Genomic DNA, 15,702 nt, shown 5'->3' with positions numbered 1-15,702 from the left:
CGAAACGCGCATCGAATGCGGCGTCAGGTCGCCGTGCATCGCGTCGCTCGCATTCATACAGACACGTATCAGGACAAAACAGAAATGGCTATCGTAGAAGTCAAGGTTCCCCAGCTTTCGGAGTCGGTTTCAGAAGCGACCATGCTGCAGTGGAAGAAGAAGCCGGGCGAGGCTGTCGCCCAGGACGAAATCCTCATCGAAATCGAGACCGACAAAGTCGTGCTCGAAGTGCCCGCACCGTCCGCCGGCGTGCTGGCGCAAGTCATCAAGCATGACGGCGATATCGTCGCCGCCGATGAAATCATCGCGAAGATCGACACCGAAGCCAAGGCCGGTGAAGCACCGGCCGCCGCCGCCGCTGGCGACGCGGAAGTGAAACCGGCGCCCGAAGCCGAGCCTGCCGCCGCATCGGCTGCTGCTCCGGCGGCCGCGCAAGGTTCGGCGCAAGCCACGGGCGGTGCAGCATCGCCTTCGGCCACGAAGATTCTGGCCGAGAAGGGCGTTTCCGCGGACCAGGTTGCAGGCTCCGGCCGCGACGGCCGCATCACGAAGGGCGATGCACTCAGCGCTTCGGCATCCTCCGCTGGCGCGCCCGCCAAGGCTGCTGCTCCGGCGCCCGCCGCCGCACCGGCTCCGGCTGCCGCACGCGCCGCGAAGCCGTCGCTGCCGGACGTGAAGGCGCCCGCATCGGCGGATCAGTGGCTCAAGGATCGCCCGGAACAACGGGTGCCCATGTCGCGTCTGCGTGCGCGTATCGCCGAGCGTCTGCTCGAATCGCAGCAGACCAACGCCATCCTGACGACGTTCAACGAAGTCAACATGGCGCCGGTCATGGATCTGCGCAACAAGTACAAGGACCGCTTCGAGAAGGAACATGGCGTGAAGCTCGGCTTCATGTCGTTCTTCGTGAAGGCCGCCGTGCACGCGCTGAAAAAGTTCCCGCTCGTGAACGCGTCGATCGACGGTAACGATATCGTCTATCACGGTTACTTCGACATCGGTATCGCGGTCGGTTCGCCGCGTGGTCTCGTCGTGCCCATTCTGCGTAATGCAGATCAGATGAGCCTCGCCGACATCGAAAAGAAGATCGCCGAATTCGGTCAGAAGGCGAAGGACGGCAAGCTGTCCATCGACGAAATGACGGGCGGCACGTTCTCCATCTCGAATGGCGGCGTGTTCGGCTCCATGCTGTCGACGCCTATCATCAACCCGCCGCAGTCCGCGATTCTCGGCGTGCACGCCACGAAGGAACGCGCCGTGGTGGAAAACGGCCAGATCGTGATCCGCCCGATGAACTATCTGGCGCTGTCTTACGATCACCGCATCATCGACGGCCGCGAGGCCGTGCTGTCGCTCGTCGCCATGAAGGACGCGCTGGAAGATCCGGCTCGTCTGCTGCTCGACCTGTAAGCGTAGAACGCATGTTGCCCTGGTGCGCGCGATAGGCTCGCGCGCACCGTGAAGGGCGTCTCCGCATGAGCGGAGTCATATCAAGGGAAAGTCATGTCCAAGGAATTTGATGTCGTCGTGATCGGCGCGGGCCCCGGTGGCTATATCGCGGCCATTCGCGCAGCGCAGCTCGGCAAGTCGGTTGCGTGTATCGAGAAGTGGAAGAATCCGGCGGGCACGCTCAAGCTCGGCGGTACGTGTCTGAACGTGGGCTGCATTCCGTCGAAGGCGCTGCTCGCGTCGTCGGAAGAATTCGAGAACACGGCGAAGCATCTGGGCGATCACGGCATCAGCGTGTCGGACGTGAAGCTCGATGTCTCGAAGATGCTCGCGCGCAAGGACGGCATCGTCGAGAAGATGACGAAGGGCATCGAGTTCCTGTTCCGCAAGAACAAGATCACGTGGCTCAAGGGTCACGGCAAGTTCGCCGGCAAGACCGAGGCCGGCGTGCAGATCGAAGTGTCGGGCGAAGGCGAAACGGAAACGGTCACGGCGAAGAACGTGATCATCGCCACGGGTTCGAAGGCGCGTCATCTGCCGAATATCCCGGTCGACAACAAGATCGTCGCCGACAACGAAGGCGCGTTGTCCTTCGACGCCGTGCCGAAGAAGCTCGCCGTGATCGGCGCGGGCGTGATCGGTCTGGAACTGGGTTCGGTGTGGCGCCGTCTCGGCGCGGACGTGACCGTGCTCGAAGCGCTGCCGCAGTTCCTCGGCGCAGCGGACGAAGCGCTCGCGCGTGAAGCCGCGAAGCAATTCAAGAAGCAGGGCCTCGACATTCACCTCGGTGTGAAGATCGGCGAAGTGAAGACCACGGAGAGCGGCGTTTCCATCGCGTACACGGACAGCACGGGTAATGCAAAGACGCTGGAAGCGGACCGCCTGATCGTGTCCATTGGCCGCGTGCCGAACACGGACAATCTCGGTCTGGAAGCAATCGGCCTGAAGGCCAACGAGCGCGGTTTCATCGACGTGGACGAACACTGCGCGACCGCCGTGCCGAACGTGTACGCAATCGGCGACGTGGTGCGCGGCCCGATGCTCGCGCACAAGGCGGAAGACGAAGGCGTGGCGGTGGCGGAGATCATCGACGGTCAGAAGCCGCATATCGACTACAACTGCATTCCGTGGGTCATCTACACGGAACCGGAAATCGCGTGGGTCGGCAAGACCGAGCAGCAGCTCAAGGCGGAAGGGCGCGAGTTCAAGTCCGGCCAGTTCCCGATGATGGCCAATGGCCGCGCATTGGGTATCGGCCGTGCGGATGGCTTCGTCAAGATGATCGCGGACGCGAAGACCGACGAGATTCTCGGCGTGCATATCATCGCGGCCGACGCGTCGGACCTGATCGCGGAAGCCGTGGTGGCGATGGAGTTCAAGGCGGCCGCCGAAGACATCGGCCGCATTTGCCATCCGCATCCGTCGCTTTCCGAAGTCATGCGCGAAGCGGCGCTCGCAGTCGATAAACGCGCGCTGAACATGTAAGTTCGCCGGGTCTGGAAGGACCCGGTCGGACTCGGCCCGGCTCGGCCGGCATCGCAACGAAGGCGAGCGGATCAAACCGTTCGCCTTCGTCACATTCAACGGCATCAGCGCTACAAGCCGCATCATGAACGTCACCGAATACTACGAAAACGAGCTGCGCACGCGGGGCTATCGATCGGACGAGGCGCAGCTCGCGGCGGTCGCGCGGCTGCAGTGCTGTTACGACGAATGGATCTCTTATAAGTCGCGCCGCTCGAACGCGATCATGAAGTTTCTCGTGCATCCGGAGCTGCCGCGCGGCGTGTATCTGTGGGGCGGCGTCGGGCGCGGCAAGAGCTTTCTGATGGACAGCTTCTATGCGGTCGTGCCGGTGCAGCGCAAGACGCGTTTGCATTTTCACGAGTTCATGCGCGAGGTGCATCGCGAACTGGAAGACCTCAAGGGCCAGGCCGATCCGCTCGACGAACTCGCGCGGCGCATCGCGAAGCGTTACCGGCTGATCTGCTTCGACGAATTCCACGTCTCCGATATCGCCGACGCGATGATTCTTTATCGCCTGCTCGATCGCCTCTTCACCAACGGCGTGCAGTTCGTGATGACGTCCAATTACGAGCCGGACACGTTGTACCCGGAAGGCCTGCATCGCGACAGGCTGCTGCCGGCTATCGAGCTCATCAAGAAGCATCTCGACGTCCTGAATGTCGATGCCGGCACCGACTATCGCAGACTGACGCTTTCGGCCGTGCAGGCGTATCACACGCCGCTCGGCGCGGCCGCGGATAAAGCCTTGCGCGACGACTTCGCAAAGCTCGCCGCCGTGCCGGACGAAAGCCCGCTGCTGCATATCGAGAAGCGCGAGCTCAAGGCACTGCGTCGCGCGGACGGCGTCGTCTGGTTCGATTTCGCGACCTTGTGCGGCGGACCGCGTTCGCAGAACGATTACCTCGAACTCGCGAGCCGCTTTCACGCCGTGATTCTGTCGGATGTGCCGCAGATGTCGCCGCGCATGGCATCGGAAGCGCGTCGCTTTACGTGGCTCATCGACGTGTTCTACGACCACAAGGTCAAGCTGCTGATGTCGGCGGCGGTGCCCGCCGAAGACTTGTACGTGGAAGGACCGATGGCCAATGAATTCGCGCGCACGGTATCGCGCATCGTGGAAATGCAGTCGAAGGAATATCTGGAGTCGCCGCGCCGTCTATCGGATATCTCACTGACCTAATACCGAGAAACCAAAAATAGCCGTTCAGCCAATTGGCGTAAGGCTTGTCGGGCTTTTTCAAGATTAGGAGGACTCTTATTTCCCCGCTTTGGTGCGCTCGGTATCGTTGCCGGGTACAGTAAATTGGAGAAATTAACGTGAAGCCCTACCGCGACATGTCCGACGAAGAATGGCAAATGGTGGCGCCATTGCTCCCCGAGCTGAGGCCGCGTTCCGAACTGCGCGGTCGGCCGCTCGCCAACACTCGCGCCGTGCTAAATGGCGTGCTCTGGGTCATGTATAGCGGCGCGTCGTGGTCCACCATGCCGCGCAAATACCCGTCGTATCAGACGTGTCACCGGCGCTTCAAGGCGTGGCACGAATCGGGCGTGCTGCTGCGCGTGATGACGCAGTTGTTCGGCCCGGCAGGCGAGTCCCTTTACGCGTTGATGACTTCTCGCATGCGCGTTCCGGCGGAGCTTCCATCGCTCATGGAAGAAAGCGTCGAAGCGGAACGCCGCGCTGCGTGACATCGGCCACGTGCGAAGCGTCTGCAAAGCGTCTGCAAAGAGGATGCAAAACGAAAACCGGCCTTGGCCGGATTTTTCATTTGAGCGAGATCACTGACGCAACCATGTCTGCGAGCGCCCCAGGAGCGACACGCCGATATACCCGCGCACCACGAGTTTCTGTCCGCCGTCCTCGAGCTTCATCTTGCACTTGTAGAGCTTGCCGTTTTCAGGGTCGAGAATCTGCCCGTCTTCCCAGGTGTCGCCGTTCTGCCTGAGACCGGTGATGATGGTCATGCCTTTCACCAGTTGATCGCGCCGCTCGTCGGTGCAGGCCGTGCAGCGCCGCTCCGGATGATCGAATTCGCCGATGCCGCGCACCACGCGTCCCGACAACTGGCCGCTGCCGTCGTCGACGATCTGAATGATCGCCTTCGGCTTGCCCGTGGCATCGTCGATAGTCTGCCATGTGCCAACGGGCGTAGGCGCTTGCGCAAACGCGCTTGCCGCCGACAACGCGAAGAGCGCAGCGGCGCATGCGCGGCTGATCGCACGCTTCATAGGGTGTCTCCTTTCTTAATCGTCATCCCGCGCGCTGGTACGGCGGGTCGCGTCAGCATACGAGAAAGCCGTATCTGCGTCTGAGAGGAAACGTTCTAGCCAACAACGCGCTACCGTGCGCCGCGCAAGCCGGCTTCGAGCGTGGCGAAGGTGCGGGCGTCGGTGCGATCGAAATTGAGCGGCGTCACCGCAATGCGTCGGGCCGCCACGTTCGCCGTCTCGCTGTCGGGCGCATTCTCACGTGCGCCGCGTTGAAAGCGTAGCCAGTAGTAATCGAGACCGCGCGGGTCGACTTCCGCGATGACGTCGATACCTTCCACGAGCCCGACGCCTTGCCGCGTCACGGTAAGCGGACCGGCGGCTTCTGCATCGCAATCGGGGAAATTGACGTTGAGACACGTCGGCGCGTCGTGCGAGATGGCGAGCAACTGACGGATCACGCCGGGCGCGAGCGCGCTCGCCGTGTCCCAGCGCACGTTGTCGCGATCCGAAAATGTCTGGCTCAACGCGATGGACGGCAAGCCGAGCAGCAAGCCTGTCATGGCTGCGCCGACCGTGCCGGAAAACATGGTCTCGACGCCAAGATTCGCACCGCGATTGATGCCAGAAAGCACGAGATCGGGCGGCGCATCTTTCATGAGATGGCGCGCGGCCATCACGACGCAGTCGCCGGGTGTGCCTTGCACGCCGAAGCGCCGTTCGCCCTGACGCGACACGCGCAACGGCGAATGAAGACTGATGGAGTGCGACGTGCCGCTCTGATCGTGCTCGGGTGCGATCACCCAGACTTCGTGCGCGATTTCGCGGGCGACGGCTTCGAGCACGGCAAGGCCGGGGGCGTCGATGCCGTCGTCGTTGGTGAGCAACACACGTTGAACGATGGGTTCAGTAGCGGACATCGCGAATCACTCCTTGGTCGGTTGTGAATGGGATCAACCGATTATTACAGAGATCGCGACGCCGAATGAGTGTCGAGCACGTGCCAAGCACGTGCCAAGCGCGCGTCTTTAGCGAACGCCCAACCCGCGCAATACGGCATTGCCGTCTTCGGTCAGCCGGACTTTCGGTGCGCCCGCTTCGGGAGACACGATTTCGACGTAGCCATATTCCTGCAACGAAGCGACATCCGGCGTCGCGGCCATGGCGTCGATCGGCGCGTGCAAAAGCAAAAGCAGCGTGGCGATTTCGTGATGGCTGAGCAGCCGTTTGATGGCCCGCACGGGCGCCGAAGCGGAAGCTAAACGGAGGTTCATGGACCGAACTCCTTGGTTGTTACATGACGATTCTGGGCGCCGGTGACATCCGGCAGCCGACGTTGATGTCGATGAAGTCCGGCAAGGTTAGAAGCCGATTCTTAGGCGAAACTTAAAATTAACCGATGCCGGGAAATCGCGCTTGTTACAGCGTGTGTCGTCAAGTCAGCGAGCACTTCAGAGCGCCGCCATCAGAAGCGATAGTCGGGATTTTTCGGGTCGAACGTCAGGTCGTCGAAGGGCTTGGGATCGATGCGTTCGAGCACGATGCTTTCGAACTGCTCGCCGTCGTTGTCGAACGATTCGATGCTGCGCAAAAGCGGACGCGTCAGATCGAGACCGAGCACTTCGCGCTTGGCGTAGAAGTCGGGCTGGCCGCTCGGCGTATCGTAGGTGAGGGCGACGACGCGCACACCGTCGATAGTCCGCACATCGACGCTGGCCGGCCGCGTGATGCCCGCTTCGATGAAGCGGCGGCCTTCGTCGATGAAACGCTGCGTAATGGCGTCGATGCTGAGTTCGCGGATCGAATGATTCGACTGCGCGCGCGCAAAGGCGCCGTCGATCTTCGTCCACATGGGCACCACGCCGAACAGCCCGCCCAGATGCCCGTATAGCTCACGGGGACGCGTCGAATCGTCGTAGATGATCTCCTGGCCCGCATGCGCGCCGTCGGGCAACCATTTGGCGTAGATGCGCAGCGGTTCGCGCGTCACGCGCACGAGCATGTGGTCGGCGCGCTTCGGCCATTTTCCCTGCACGCGTTCGCGCCGCCACATGGTGAATTCGCACGATGCAAAGCGGTGCGTGCCCGCGCTCAAGTAACGCGGCAGCGTGTGAGGATCGAGCGACTGGAAGAGTGCGACGAGTTGCTCGTCGTCGAGCGCCGCAAGCTCGCCGCTCGCCGCCGCGCCGGTCAGCCACGCAACCTGCTGATCGGCATCGAGCGTGGCGACGCGGTCCGCGCCAACCTGTGCGTACGCGTGCGATTCGAACAGCGCGAACATCGCGAGCAGCAGAAAACACAGGCTCGCATAGGCGAGCCGCCAGTTCGTGATGCGGCGCAATTGCACTGACGGCACTGGCGGCACTGGCGGCATGAGTTCTCCGATTGGACCAGTGATGCTACTCCTTAAGCTTCGCGCGTTCAGCATCGCGTAATTCGCGTCGCAAAACCTTGCCGATGGTCGAAAGCGGCAGCGAATCCCGAAACTCCACGAACGCCGGCATCTTGTAGCCCGTCAGATGTAAACGGGCGAAGGCGAGGACTTCTTCCACGGTGAGCGTGGCGTCGCGCCGCACGACGAACACCTTCACGCGTTCGCCCGTCACCGCGTCGGGCACGCCGATAGCCGCCGCCGAATGTACTTTCGGATGCGCCGCGAGCACGTCCTCGATCTCGTTCGGATACACGTTGAACCCGGACACGATCATCATGTCCTTCTTGCGATCGACGATACGAACGAACCCGCGCGCGTCCATTACGCCGATGTCGCCGGTGGCGAGCCAGCCGTCCGCGCCGATGATCCGCGCGGTCTCGATAGGCCGATTCCAGTAGCCTTTCATCACTTGCGGGCCCCACACGCAAAGCTCGCCGCGTTCGCCGATGTCGGCCCATACGCCGTCTTCGCGGCGCATGCGCACGAGCGTGGAAGGCACGGGCAGGCCGATGCTGCCATCGAAAGCCATGTTGTCTTCGACACCGATGGGACTCGCGCACACGAGCGGCGAGCATTCGGTGAGCCCGTAACCCTCGGTGATCGACAAGCCCGTGAGCTTCGCGAAGCGTTCGGCGACGCCGCGTTGCGTGGCCATGCCGCCCGACATCGCAAGCTTGAGCGCGGAGAAGTCGCGCGCGCGGAATTCGTCGTTGTCGAGCAGCGCGTTGTAGAGCGTGTTGAGCGCGCTGATCGCGGTGAAGTTCTCACGGCGCAGCGCGCGCATGAACGTGCTGAGATCGCGTGGATTGGCGATCAGCACATTGCGCGCGCCGATGCCGAGGAACACGAGCGCATTCATCGTCAGCGAATAGATGTGATAGAGCGGCAGCGGCGTGACCACCGTTTCGGCGCCATCGACGAGCCTCGCGCGCGCCCACGCAAGCGCCTGCATCACGTTGGCGATGACATTGCGGTGCGTGAGCATCGCGCCCTTCGCCACGCCCGTGGTCCCGCCGGTATATTGGATGAAGGCGATATCGCCGTGCCCGATGCGCACCGGTTCGAACTTGCGCTTGGCGCCGCGCGCGAGTGCCTGCCGCAAGCCGACCGCCTCGGGCAGCGAGTACGCGGGCACGCTCTTCTTGACGTGACGCAGAAAGAAATCGATTGCCTGACCCTTGAGGTTGAGGCCGTCGCCGAGCAAGTCGCCGAGCGTGCTCACGATCACATGGCGGATGCGCGTGCCGCGCTGCGCGTCCTGCAATGTTTTCGCGAAAGGCTCCGCGACGACGATGGTCTGCGCGCCGCAATCCTTCAACTGATACGCGAGTTCGCGCGCCGTATAGAGCGGATTCACATTGACGACGATCGCGCCCGCCGCAAGCGCGCCGAAGAGCGTCACGGGATAGGGCAGCGAGTTGGGCATCATGAGCGCGACGCGATCGCCGGGTTTGACGCCGAGTTCTTGCAAATACGAAGCGAACGCCAGCGCCTTATCGCGCAGCGCGCCGAACGTGAGTTCGGAGCCGAGGCTCACATAAGCGACGCGATCGCGAAAGCGCTCGACGGCTTGATCGAAGAAATGCGTGAGCGAACGGTAACGCGACGGATCGATATCGCGCGGCACGCCCGCCGGATACGAGGCATGCCAAATGCCATCCGTGCAATGCGGCTCGACAGCCCCGCGCGGCGATGCCGGTGCCGGACTCATGGTTTGTCTCCGTTGGCGCGGGTTGTATGCGCCTTATGTTTGTCATGCTGCTTTGTGTTCTGCTGTGCTTCGTGCTTCGTGCTTCGTGCTTCGTGCTCGCGTTGCGTCGGCTACGTGCGTTGAGGGCCGCGAGCGTCTCGCGGCTTCAGCGTTCCAGTATCGCGACGATGCCTTGTCCGCCCGCCGCGCAAATCGAGATCAGCCCGCGCGTGGGACGGCCATCGCCGCGAGCGGGCGCATGGCTCAACATCTTCGCGAGCGTGCCGACGATGCGCCCGCCTGTCGCCGCGAACGGATGCCCGGTCGCAAGCGAACTGCCGTTCACGTTCAGGCGCGCGCGGTCGATGCCGCCTGGCGCCTGCTCGAGTCCGAGCACGGTTTCGCAATACTCTTGGTCTTCCCATGCGGCGAGCGTGCATAGCACCTGTGCGGCGAAGGCTTCGTGAATCTCGTAAAAGTCGAAGTCCTGCAAGGCGAGGCCGGCGCGCGAAAGCAGCGGCGGGACGGCGTGGACGGGCGCCATCAAGAGACCTTCGCGCTTGTCGAAGAAATCGACTGCCGCCGATGCCGACAAACTCAAGTACGCCTGCACCGGCAAGCCGCGTTCGGCGGCCCATTGTTCCGATGCGAGCAGCACGGCCGACGCGCCATCGGTGAGCGGCGTCGAGTTGCCGGCGGTGAGCGTGCCCGCATCGCGATCGAAGACAGGCTTCAGTTGCGCGAGCTGATCGAGCGAAACCTCGGGCCGCAGCGTGTTGTCGCGCGTCTGGCCTTTGTACGGCGTCATCAGGTCGTTGAAGAAGCCGCGTTCATACGCCGCCGCGAGCTTGAGATGACTTTCCCGCGCGAGCGCATCCTGCGCTTCGCGCGAAATCTTCCAGCGCTTGGCCATCAGTTCGCAATGCTCGCCCATCGAAAGACCGGTGCGCGGCTCGGCGTTACGCGGCAGCGTCGGCCTGAAGAACATGCCGGGCCGCAGTTTCGCGAGCGCGCCCACGCGCTGGCCCGCCGTCCGGCTGCGATTGGCTTCGAGCAGAATCTTGCGCATGCGCTCGTTCACGCCGATGGGCGCGTCCGACGCCGTATCCACGCCCCCTGCGATACCCACGTCAATCTGTCCGAGCGCAATCTTGTTGGCGACCAGAATCACCGTTTCGAGGCCGGTGGCGCAGGCCTGCTGAACATCGTAGGCGGGCGTTTCCTTCGCCAGCGTGGTCGAGAGCGCGGCTTCGCGCGTGAGATTGAAATCGCGCGAATGCTTGACGACCGCGCCCGCCGCGATCTCGCCGAGACGCAGGCCGTGCAGATCGTAGCGATCGACGAGACCTTGCAGTGCGAAGGCCAGCATGTCCTGATTCGATGCCGTCGCGTAAGCCGTATTCGAACGCGCGAACGGAATCCGGTTGCTGCCAATGATCGCGACTCTGCGCCCGAGGTTCGAAGACGTGCTCATGGCAGCTCCCATTCGAACTCGCCGCGCAAATGCGGCCGGTCGCCGGCGAGATCGCGCACTTCGAAGGCGCGCGCGGTGGACGAGGGCGCCGCGCTCCACAGCGTCGCGTCGCCCGGAAGAAAGAGCGGCAGCTTGAAGTCGCTGTGCGCGTGACCGGATGCGAGCGTCTTCACCGGATGCAGCGCCGCGAGCGTGCGCGCAAGCGTCCACATGCCGTGCGCGATGGCGCGCTGGAAGCCGAACGCCTTCGCGCTCAACGCATGCAGGTGAATGGGATTGAAGTCGCCGGAAGCCTTCGCGTAGTCGCGGCCCAGTTGCGCGGGAAGCTGCCAGCGCGCTTCGCGTACGAGGAGCGGCGTACTGGTCTCGATGGCATCGGCGACGGGCGCGGTGGCTTCGGTCTTCACGCCGCGTTTCAGATAGACGCTGTCGCCATCCCACACGGCCTCGCCGCGCCGGTAGATGCGCGTATGCAGCGTGAACGCCTGGCCTTTCGGATGCGGCACGAGCGGTCCGCATTCCACTTCGATCCGCAAGCCCTGACCCGCGAGCAGCGGCCGGCGCAGATGCACGCTGTTCGACAGATGCACGACGCCGAGCGCCGACCAGGGAAACGACGGATCGGTAAGCATCATCAGATGCAGCGGAAACGCGAGCACATGCGGGAACGTGAGCGGCACGCCGTGCTCGGGGATGAAGCCGCATACGCGCGCATACCGGCCGATATGTTCGGGGTCGAGCCGCACGTCGGGGCGAATCAGGCGTAGCGCGGGCAGATCGGTTGCGTGGCCGCGCCGGAACAGGCCCGGCAGCAAGCGGCCATAGAGCTTTGCGGGCGACGGCAGCGTATCGACGACGACGGTGCGCGGGCGGGGCATCGTGGAGACGTGCATCCGTCAGGCTCCGACGAGGCTCTGGCCGCAGACGCGCACCACCTGGCCGGTCACGCCCGCGCTGCCGGGACTCGCGAGCCATGCCACGGTTTCGGCGACATCGACCGGCAAGCCGCCCTGGCCCATCGAGTTGAGCCTTCGTCCGGCCTCGCGCACGCCGAATGGCATGCGCGCGGTCATTTGCGTTTCGATGAAGCCCGGCGCCACCGCGTTGATGGTAATGCCGCGTGCCCGCAGTATCGGCGCCATGCTCTGCACGCGCCCGATCACGCCGGCTTTCGAGGTGGCGTAATTGGTCTGGCCGCGATTGCCCGCAATGCCGCTGATCGACGACACCGCGACGATGCGCCCGCCCGCGCCGATCACGTTCTGCGCGAGCAGGGCTTCGTCCATGCGTTCCTGCGCGAGCAGATTGATGTCGATCACGCTGTCCCACATCTCTGCGCTCATGCGCGCGATGGTCTTGTCGCGCGTGATGCCCGCGTTATGCACGACGATATCGATGCCGCCCGACGCCGCAAGCGCGGCCGCGAGTTCGGCGGGCGCTTCGGGCGATGCGATATCGGCATAGAGCGCGGTATGCGCGCCGTTAGAAGGCGACGCGTCTTCTATGCCGAGCATGGTCTGATCGAGCGCGTCGCGCGCGGCGGCCACGTCGAGCCCGGTGACGATGGCGCCGTGCGCCGCGAGCACCGCCGCAATCGATGCGCCGATGCCGCGCGCCGCGCCCGTCACGAGCGCGCGCTTTCCGGCGAGCGGCGCGGCCCAGTTCGCGGGCGAGGGCGCCGCGCCTTCGAGATGCACGGCTTGCCCCGACACATACGCCGAACGCGGCGACAAAAAGAAGCGCAGCGTGCCTTCGATGGAAGCCTGCGGACTCACGCGCAGCAGATTCGCCGTGCTGCCGTTGCGCGCTTCCTTGCCGAGCGAGCGCGTGAGACCTTCGAGCGCGCGCTGCGCGGTCGCCGCACGCGGATCGCTCAAAGCGCCGGGCGGGCGGCCGAGCACGACGATTCGGCCGCTTCTGGCAAGCGAGCGCAGCGCGTCGTGGAAGAAGGCGTAGAGCGCATGCAGTTCGCTGCTTTCGACAATGCCGGTGGCATCGAAGATCAGCGCCTGGACACGGTTGGCAGGGCTGGAATCGGTGGCGCGCGCCTCGAAACGACCGCTCATCGCGCCTTGACGGCTTGCCACGGCGAGCCATCCGGACGCGCTGTCATGCGCGATGCCCGTCATGCCGATGCCGGACAACACCGCGAGGAGGTCGTCGAACAGTGCCGGGGACGGTCCCGCGCCGATGGCCGCCATACCGCCGAACTCGGCTTCGCCTGCGCGCAGGCGGCGCCACACTTCGGGGCGCGGCAGCCCGAGCGAGCGGGCGATGCTCGTGCCGAAGGGCGAATTGACGAAGTCGAGGTAGCGGTCTTTCATCGATTGGCAAGCGGTCGTCGGCAGCGTGGTGTGCTTCGAAATCAGGCGACCGTTTCGGGCATTTGTTGCTCGATCTCGGCGCTGCGCTTTTGCAATGCTTCGAGGATACCGAAGTCTGCGGAAAAATCATCGACTTTCACGGCTTCGCGCGCGAGCGATGCCCATTCTTCGAGCAGAGCCGCCTCGCTCGTATCGATCAATCCGAGCGCGGTCGCTTGCCGCGCCCAGGCTTCGATCTCGTCCGGGCTTTGCGGCAGAGGAGCGGTCTTGCCGGATTTCACGGCGTCGCGCAGGCGCGCTTCGAGTGCGACGACGGCGGGCGTGAGCGCGAGCAATTTCTCGCCGACCGCGATCGGATCGTCCTCGAGCGCGGACACGTGCGAGCCTTCGACGAGGCGGCTGCGCGCATCGCCGGGCGTCTGCATCAGGAGCGCGACGTCGTTGCCGAGCGCGTCCGTGCTGGGTGTGTGCGGCAGGCCGAACGGGAACGCGAAGACGCGCAAGAAGGCCGCGGCGGCACGGTTCGGATAGTTGGCGAGCAAGCCGTCGAAGGCGAGCCGCGCCTGATACAGCGCGTCTTCCACGCCCCAGCGCACGAGCGGCAAGTCGCTTTCCGGGCGGCCGTCGTCCTCGAAGCGCTTGAGCGTCGCGGAGATCAGATAAAGCTGCGCGAGGATGTCGCCCAGGCGCGCGGACAGGCGCTCGCGACGCTTGAGCTCGCCGCCGAGCGCGAGCATCGAGATATCGGCGAAGAGGGCGAACGCGCTCGACAGTCGTGTCGCGGCGCGATAGTACGGGACGAGGCGCGCGTCGGCCTGTGCGGGTTTGCGGATCGACACGCCGCCGCCGAGCGCGTAGACGAGGCTGCGGATCGCGTTGGACGCGAGAAAGCTCGCATGACCGAAGAAGGCCGCGTCGAAGTCGGTGAGTGCGCGTTTTGCGTCGGGCTCGCGCGTGGCCGCCATCTCCTTGAGCACATACGGATGACAGCGAATCGCGCCCTGTCCGAAGATGATCAGGCAGCGCGTCAAAATGTTCGCGCCTTCGACGGTGATCGAGATCGGCATCTGCTGATACGCGCGCGCGAGAAAATTCGACGGCCCCATGCAGATGCCCTTGCCCGCGACCACGTCCATGCCGTCGTTGATCACTTTGCGCGCGCGCTCGGTGATGTGATATTTCGCGATCGCCGAAATCACCGAGGGCTTTTCGCCGAGATCGACGGCCTGTGCCGACAGGCGGCGCGCCGCATCCATCACGTACAGATTGCCGCCCATGCGGCCGAGCGCTTCCTGAATGCCCTCGAAGCGTCCGATCGACGTCCGGAACTGGCGGCGCGCGGCGGCATAGGCGCCGGTGCCGCGCACGGCGAGTTTGGCCATGCCGACATTCGACGACGGCAGCGAGATCGCGCGGCCCGCCGCGAGACATTCCATCAGCATGCGCCAGCCGCGTCCGACCTGTTCGCGTCCGCCGATAACCCATTCCATCGGGATGAAAACGTCTGTTCCCCAGTTCGGGCCGTTCTGGAACACGGCGTTGAGCGGCCAGTGACGTCTGCCGATATGCACGCCGGGATGCGTCGTCGGAATGAGCGCGCAGGTGATGCCGGGCGCTTCGTTGCCGCCGAGCAGACGTTCAGGATCGAGCGCGCGAAAGGCAAGTCCGAGCACGGTGGCGATCGGTCCGAGCGTGATGTAGCGCTTGTTCCAGGTGACGCGAAAGCCGAGCGTCTCGCGGCCTTCGTGCATCGCGCGGCAGACGACGCCGACATCGGGAATCGCAGCGGCGTCGGAGCCGGCATACGGACTCGTCAGCGCGAAGCAGGGGATTTCATCGCCGCGCGCGAGGCGTGGCAAGTAGTAGTTCTTCTGTTCTTCGGTGCCGTAATGCAGCAGCAATTCGGCGGGTCCGAGCGAGTTGGGCACCATCACCGAGACCGCCGCCGCCGACGAATGCGTCGACATCTTCATGATGACTTGCGAGTGCGCGTAAGCGGAGAACGCCTTTCCGCCGTACTGCTTCGGAATGATCATGCCGAGAAAGCCCTTCTCCTTGATAAAAGCCCAGGCTTGCGGCGACAGATCCTGCCAGATCGTCGTGGTGTCCCAGTCGTTGGCGATGTCACAGAGATGGGCGCATTCGTTGTCAACGAAGCTTTGTTCTTCCGGCGTGAGTCTTGGCGCGCCGTGAGCGAGGAGCGAGTCCCAGTGCGGGCGGCCGGAAAAGAGTTCGGCGTCCCACCAGACCGTGCCCGCTTCGATGGCGTCGCGTTCGGTGGCCGACATCTGCGGCAGGATTTTTTGAAATACGCCCAGCACCCGCCGGCTGATGAGCACGCGGCGCAACGGCTTGATGGAGAGGAGAAGCGCGGGAAGCACGAAGACGATGGCCAGCAGCGCGGTGACTATCGGCCCGACGATGCCGGTGAACGCGCCCGCCGCAACCCAGATCGCGAGCGCCGCGAGCCAGGCGACGGCAGGCGCTTGCACGAAGGTCAACGCGCCAGCGACAAGGAGGAAAGCGATGACGAAGAGGGCGAGCATCACGGGTCTCCGAAGCGGCGGTGGTTCGGAGGAGCAGCACGGGGCGTGCC

General features: G+C 64.2%; 13 protein-coding genes. 4 read left to right on the top strand and 9 right to left on the bottom strand.

Going from position 1 to position 15,702, the window contains the following annotated elements; all coding sequences use genetic code 11:
- Positions 1–84: 84 nt before the first annotated feature.
- From odhB to NCR98_RS08050, 4 genes are all read left to right on the top strand, one after another.
- The gene (gene odhB / locus NCR98_RS08065) at positions 85–1,410 is read left to right on the top strand and encodes a 2-oxoglutarate dehydrogenase complex dihydrolipoyllysine-residue succinyltransferase (protein ID WP_250465031.1); all 1,326 of its coding nucleotides are present in this window, start codon (positions 85–87) and stop codon (positions 1,408–1,410) included.
- 93 nt (positions 1,411–1,503) lie between these two features.
- Positions 1,504–2,934, top strand: a complete 1,431-nt coding sequence (lpdA, locus tag NCR98_RS08060) for a dihydrolipoyl dehydrogenase (protein ID WP_244825394.1) — start codon at positions 1,504–1,506, stop codon at positions 2,932–2,934.
- Between the two features lie 124 nt (positions 2,935–3,058).
- Positions 3,059–4,156 carry a cell division protein ZapE gene (gene zapE / locus NCR98_RS08055; protein ID WP_250525926.1) on the top strand — a complete coding sequence of 366 codons (1,098 nt, stop codon included), beginning with the start codon at positions 3,059–3,061 and terminating at the stop codon, positions 4,154–4,156.
- 137 nt (positions 4,157–4,293) lie between these two features.
- Positions 4,294–4,665, top strand: coding sequence for a transposase (locus NCR98_RS08050; protein WP_244825392.1), 372 nt, complete (start codon positions 4,294–4,296; stop codon positions 4,663–4,665).
- A 90-nt stretch (positions 4,666–4,755) separates the two neighbouring features.
- Here NCR98_RS08050 and NCR98_RS08045 read toward each other — a convergent pair whose 3' ends face one another.
- The 9 genes from NCR98_RS08045 to NCR98_RS08005 all read right to left on the bottom strand — a co-directional run bounded on the left by NCR98_RS08045 (position 4,756) and on the right by NCR98_RS08005 (position 15,652).
- Entirely contained in the window at positions 4,756–5,205 is a 450-nt protein-coding gene (locus NCR98_RS08045; protein WP_244825391.1) for a DUF2147 domain-containing protein, read from the bottom strand.
- Positions 5,206–5,315: 110 nt separating this feature from the next.
- Positions 5,316–6,104, bottom strand: a complete 789-nt coding sequence (gene surE, locus NCR98_RS08040; RefSeq protein WP_250525925.1) for a 5'/3'-nucleotidase SurE — start codon at positions 6,102–6,104, stop codon at positions 5,316–5,318.
- A 108-nt stretch (positions 6,105–6,212) separates the two neighbouring features.
- Positions 6,213–6,458, bottom strand: coding sequence for a hypothetical protein (locus NCR98_RS08035; protein WP_244825389.1), 246 nt, complete (start codon positions 6,456–6,458; stop codon positions 6,213–6,215).
- A 191-nt stretch (positions 6,459–6,649) separates the two neighbouring features.
- Complete coding sequence (locus NCR98_RS08030) at positions 6,650–7,558, bottom strand: DUF1571 domain-containing protein (RefSeq protein WP_250525924.1); 909 nt, start codon at positions 7,556–7,558, stop codon at positions 6,650–6,652.
- 25 nt (positions 7,559–7,583) lie between these two features.
- Positions 7,584–9,329 carry an AMP-binding protein gene (locus NCR98_RS08025; RefSeq protein WP_250525923.1) on the bottom strand — a complete coding sequence of 582 codons (1,746 nt, stop codon included), beginning with the start codon at positions 9,327–9,329 and terminating at the stop codon, positions 7,584–7,586.
- A 145-nt stretch (positions 9,330–9,474) separates the two neighbouring features.
- Positions 9,475–10,782 carry an acetyl-CoA C-acetyltransferase gene (locus NCR98_RS08020; RefSeq protein ID WP_250525922.1) on the bottom strand — a complete coding sequence of 436 codons (1,308 nt, stop codon included), beginning with the start codon at positions 10,780–10,782 and terminating at the stop codon, positions 9,475–9,477.
- Complete coding sequence (locus NCR98_RS08015; protein ID WP_250525921.1) at positions 10,779–11,675, bottom strand: MaoC/PaaZ C-terminal domain-containing protein; 897 nt, start codon at positions 11,673–11,675, stop codon at positions 10,779–10,781. The genes NCR98_RS08020 and NCR98_RS08015 overlap by 4 nt, the downstream gene beginning before the upstream one ends.
- A 3-nt stretch (positions 11,676–11,678) precedes the next feature.
- On the bottom strand, positions 11,679–13,106 hold the full coding sequence (locus NCR98_RS08010; protein WP_250525920.1) for a 3-oxoacyl-ACP reductase: 1,428 nt from the start codon (positions 13,104–13,106) through the stop codon (positions 11,679–11,681).
- A gap of 41 nt (positions 13,107–13,147) precedes the next feature.
- The gene (locus tag NCR98_RS08005) at positions 13,148–15,652 is read right to left on the bottom strand and encodes an acyl-CoA dehydrogenase (RefSeq protein ID WP_250525919.1); all 2,505 of its coding nucleotides are present in this window, start codon (positions 15,650–15,652) and stop codon (positions 13,148–13,150) included.
- Positions 15,653–15,702: the final 50 nt, after the last annotated feature.

Source organism: Caballeronia sp. GAWG2-1 (genome assembly GCF_023631405.1).
Taxonomy (GTDB): Bacteria; Pseudomonadota; Gammaproteobacteria; order Burkholderiales; family Burkholderiaceae; genus Caballeronia.
Note: the sequence above shows the minus strand (reverse complement) of the source record. Positions and strands in the feature narration are given on the sequence as shown.

Bases quoted from the DNA above. Each gene is read 5' to 3' on its own strand.
- surE (WP_250525925.1), bottom strand. From the start codon at position 6,104: ATGTCCGCTACTGAACCCATCGTTCAACGTGTGTTGCTCACCAACGAC.
- lpdA (WP_244825394.1), top strand. From the start codon at position 1,504: ATGTCCAAGGAATTTGATGTCGTCGTGATCGGCGCGGGCCCCGGTGGC.
- NCR98_RS08030 (WP_250525924.1), bottom strand. From the start codon at position 7,558: ATGCCGCCAGTGCCGCCAGTGCCGTCAGTGCAATTGCGCCGCATCACG.
- NCR98_RS08025 (WP_250525923.1), bottom strand. From the start codon at position 9,329: ATGAGTCCGGCACCGGCATCGCCGCGCGGGGCTGTCGAGCCGCATTGC.
- odhB (WP_250465031.1), top strand. From the start codon at position 85: ATGGCTATCGTAGAAGTCAAGGTTCCCCAGCTTTCGGAGTCGGTTTCA.
- NCR98_RS08020 (WP_250525922.1), bottom strand. From the start codon at position 10,782: ATGAGCACGTCTTCGAACCTCGGGCGCAGAGTCGCGATCATTGGCAGC.
- NCR98_RS08005 (WP_250525919.1), bottom strand. From the start codon at position 15,652: ATGCTCGCCCTCTTCGTCATCGCTTTCCTCCTTGTCGCTGGCGCGTTG.
- NCR98_RS08010 (WP_250525920.1), bottom strand. From the start codon at position 13,106: ATGAAAGACCGCTACCTCGACTTCGTCAATTCGCCCTTCGGCACGAGC.
- NCR98_RS08045 (WP_244825391.1), bottom strand. From the start codon at position 5,205: ATGAAGCGTGCGATCAGCCGCGCATGCGCCGCTGCGCTCTTCGCGTTG.
- NCR98_RS08015 (WP_250525921.1), bottom strand. From the start codon at position 11,675: ATGCACGTCTCCACGATGCCCCGCCCGCGCACCGTCGTCGTCGATACG.
- NCR98_RS08035 (WP_244825389.1), bottom strand. From the start codon at position 6,458: ATGAACCTCCGTTTAGCTTCCGCTTCGGCGCCCGTGCGGGCCATCAAA.
- zapE (WP_250525926.1), top strand. From the start codon at position 3,059: ATGAACGTCACCGAATACTACGAAAACGAGCTGCGCACGCGGGGCTAT.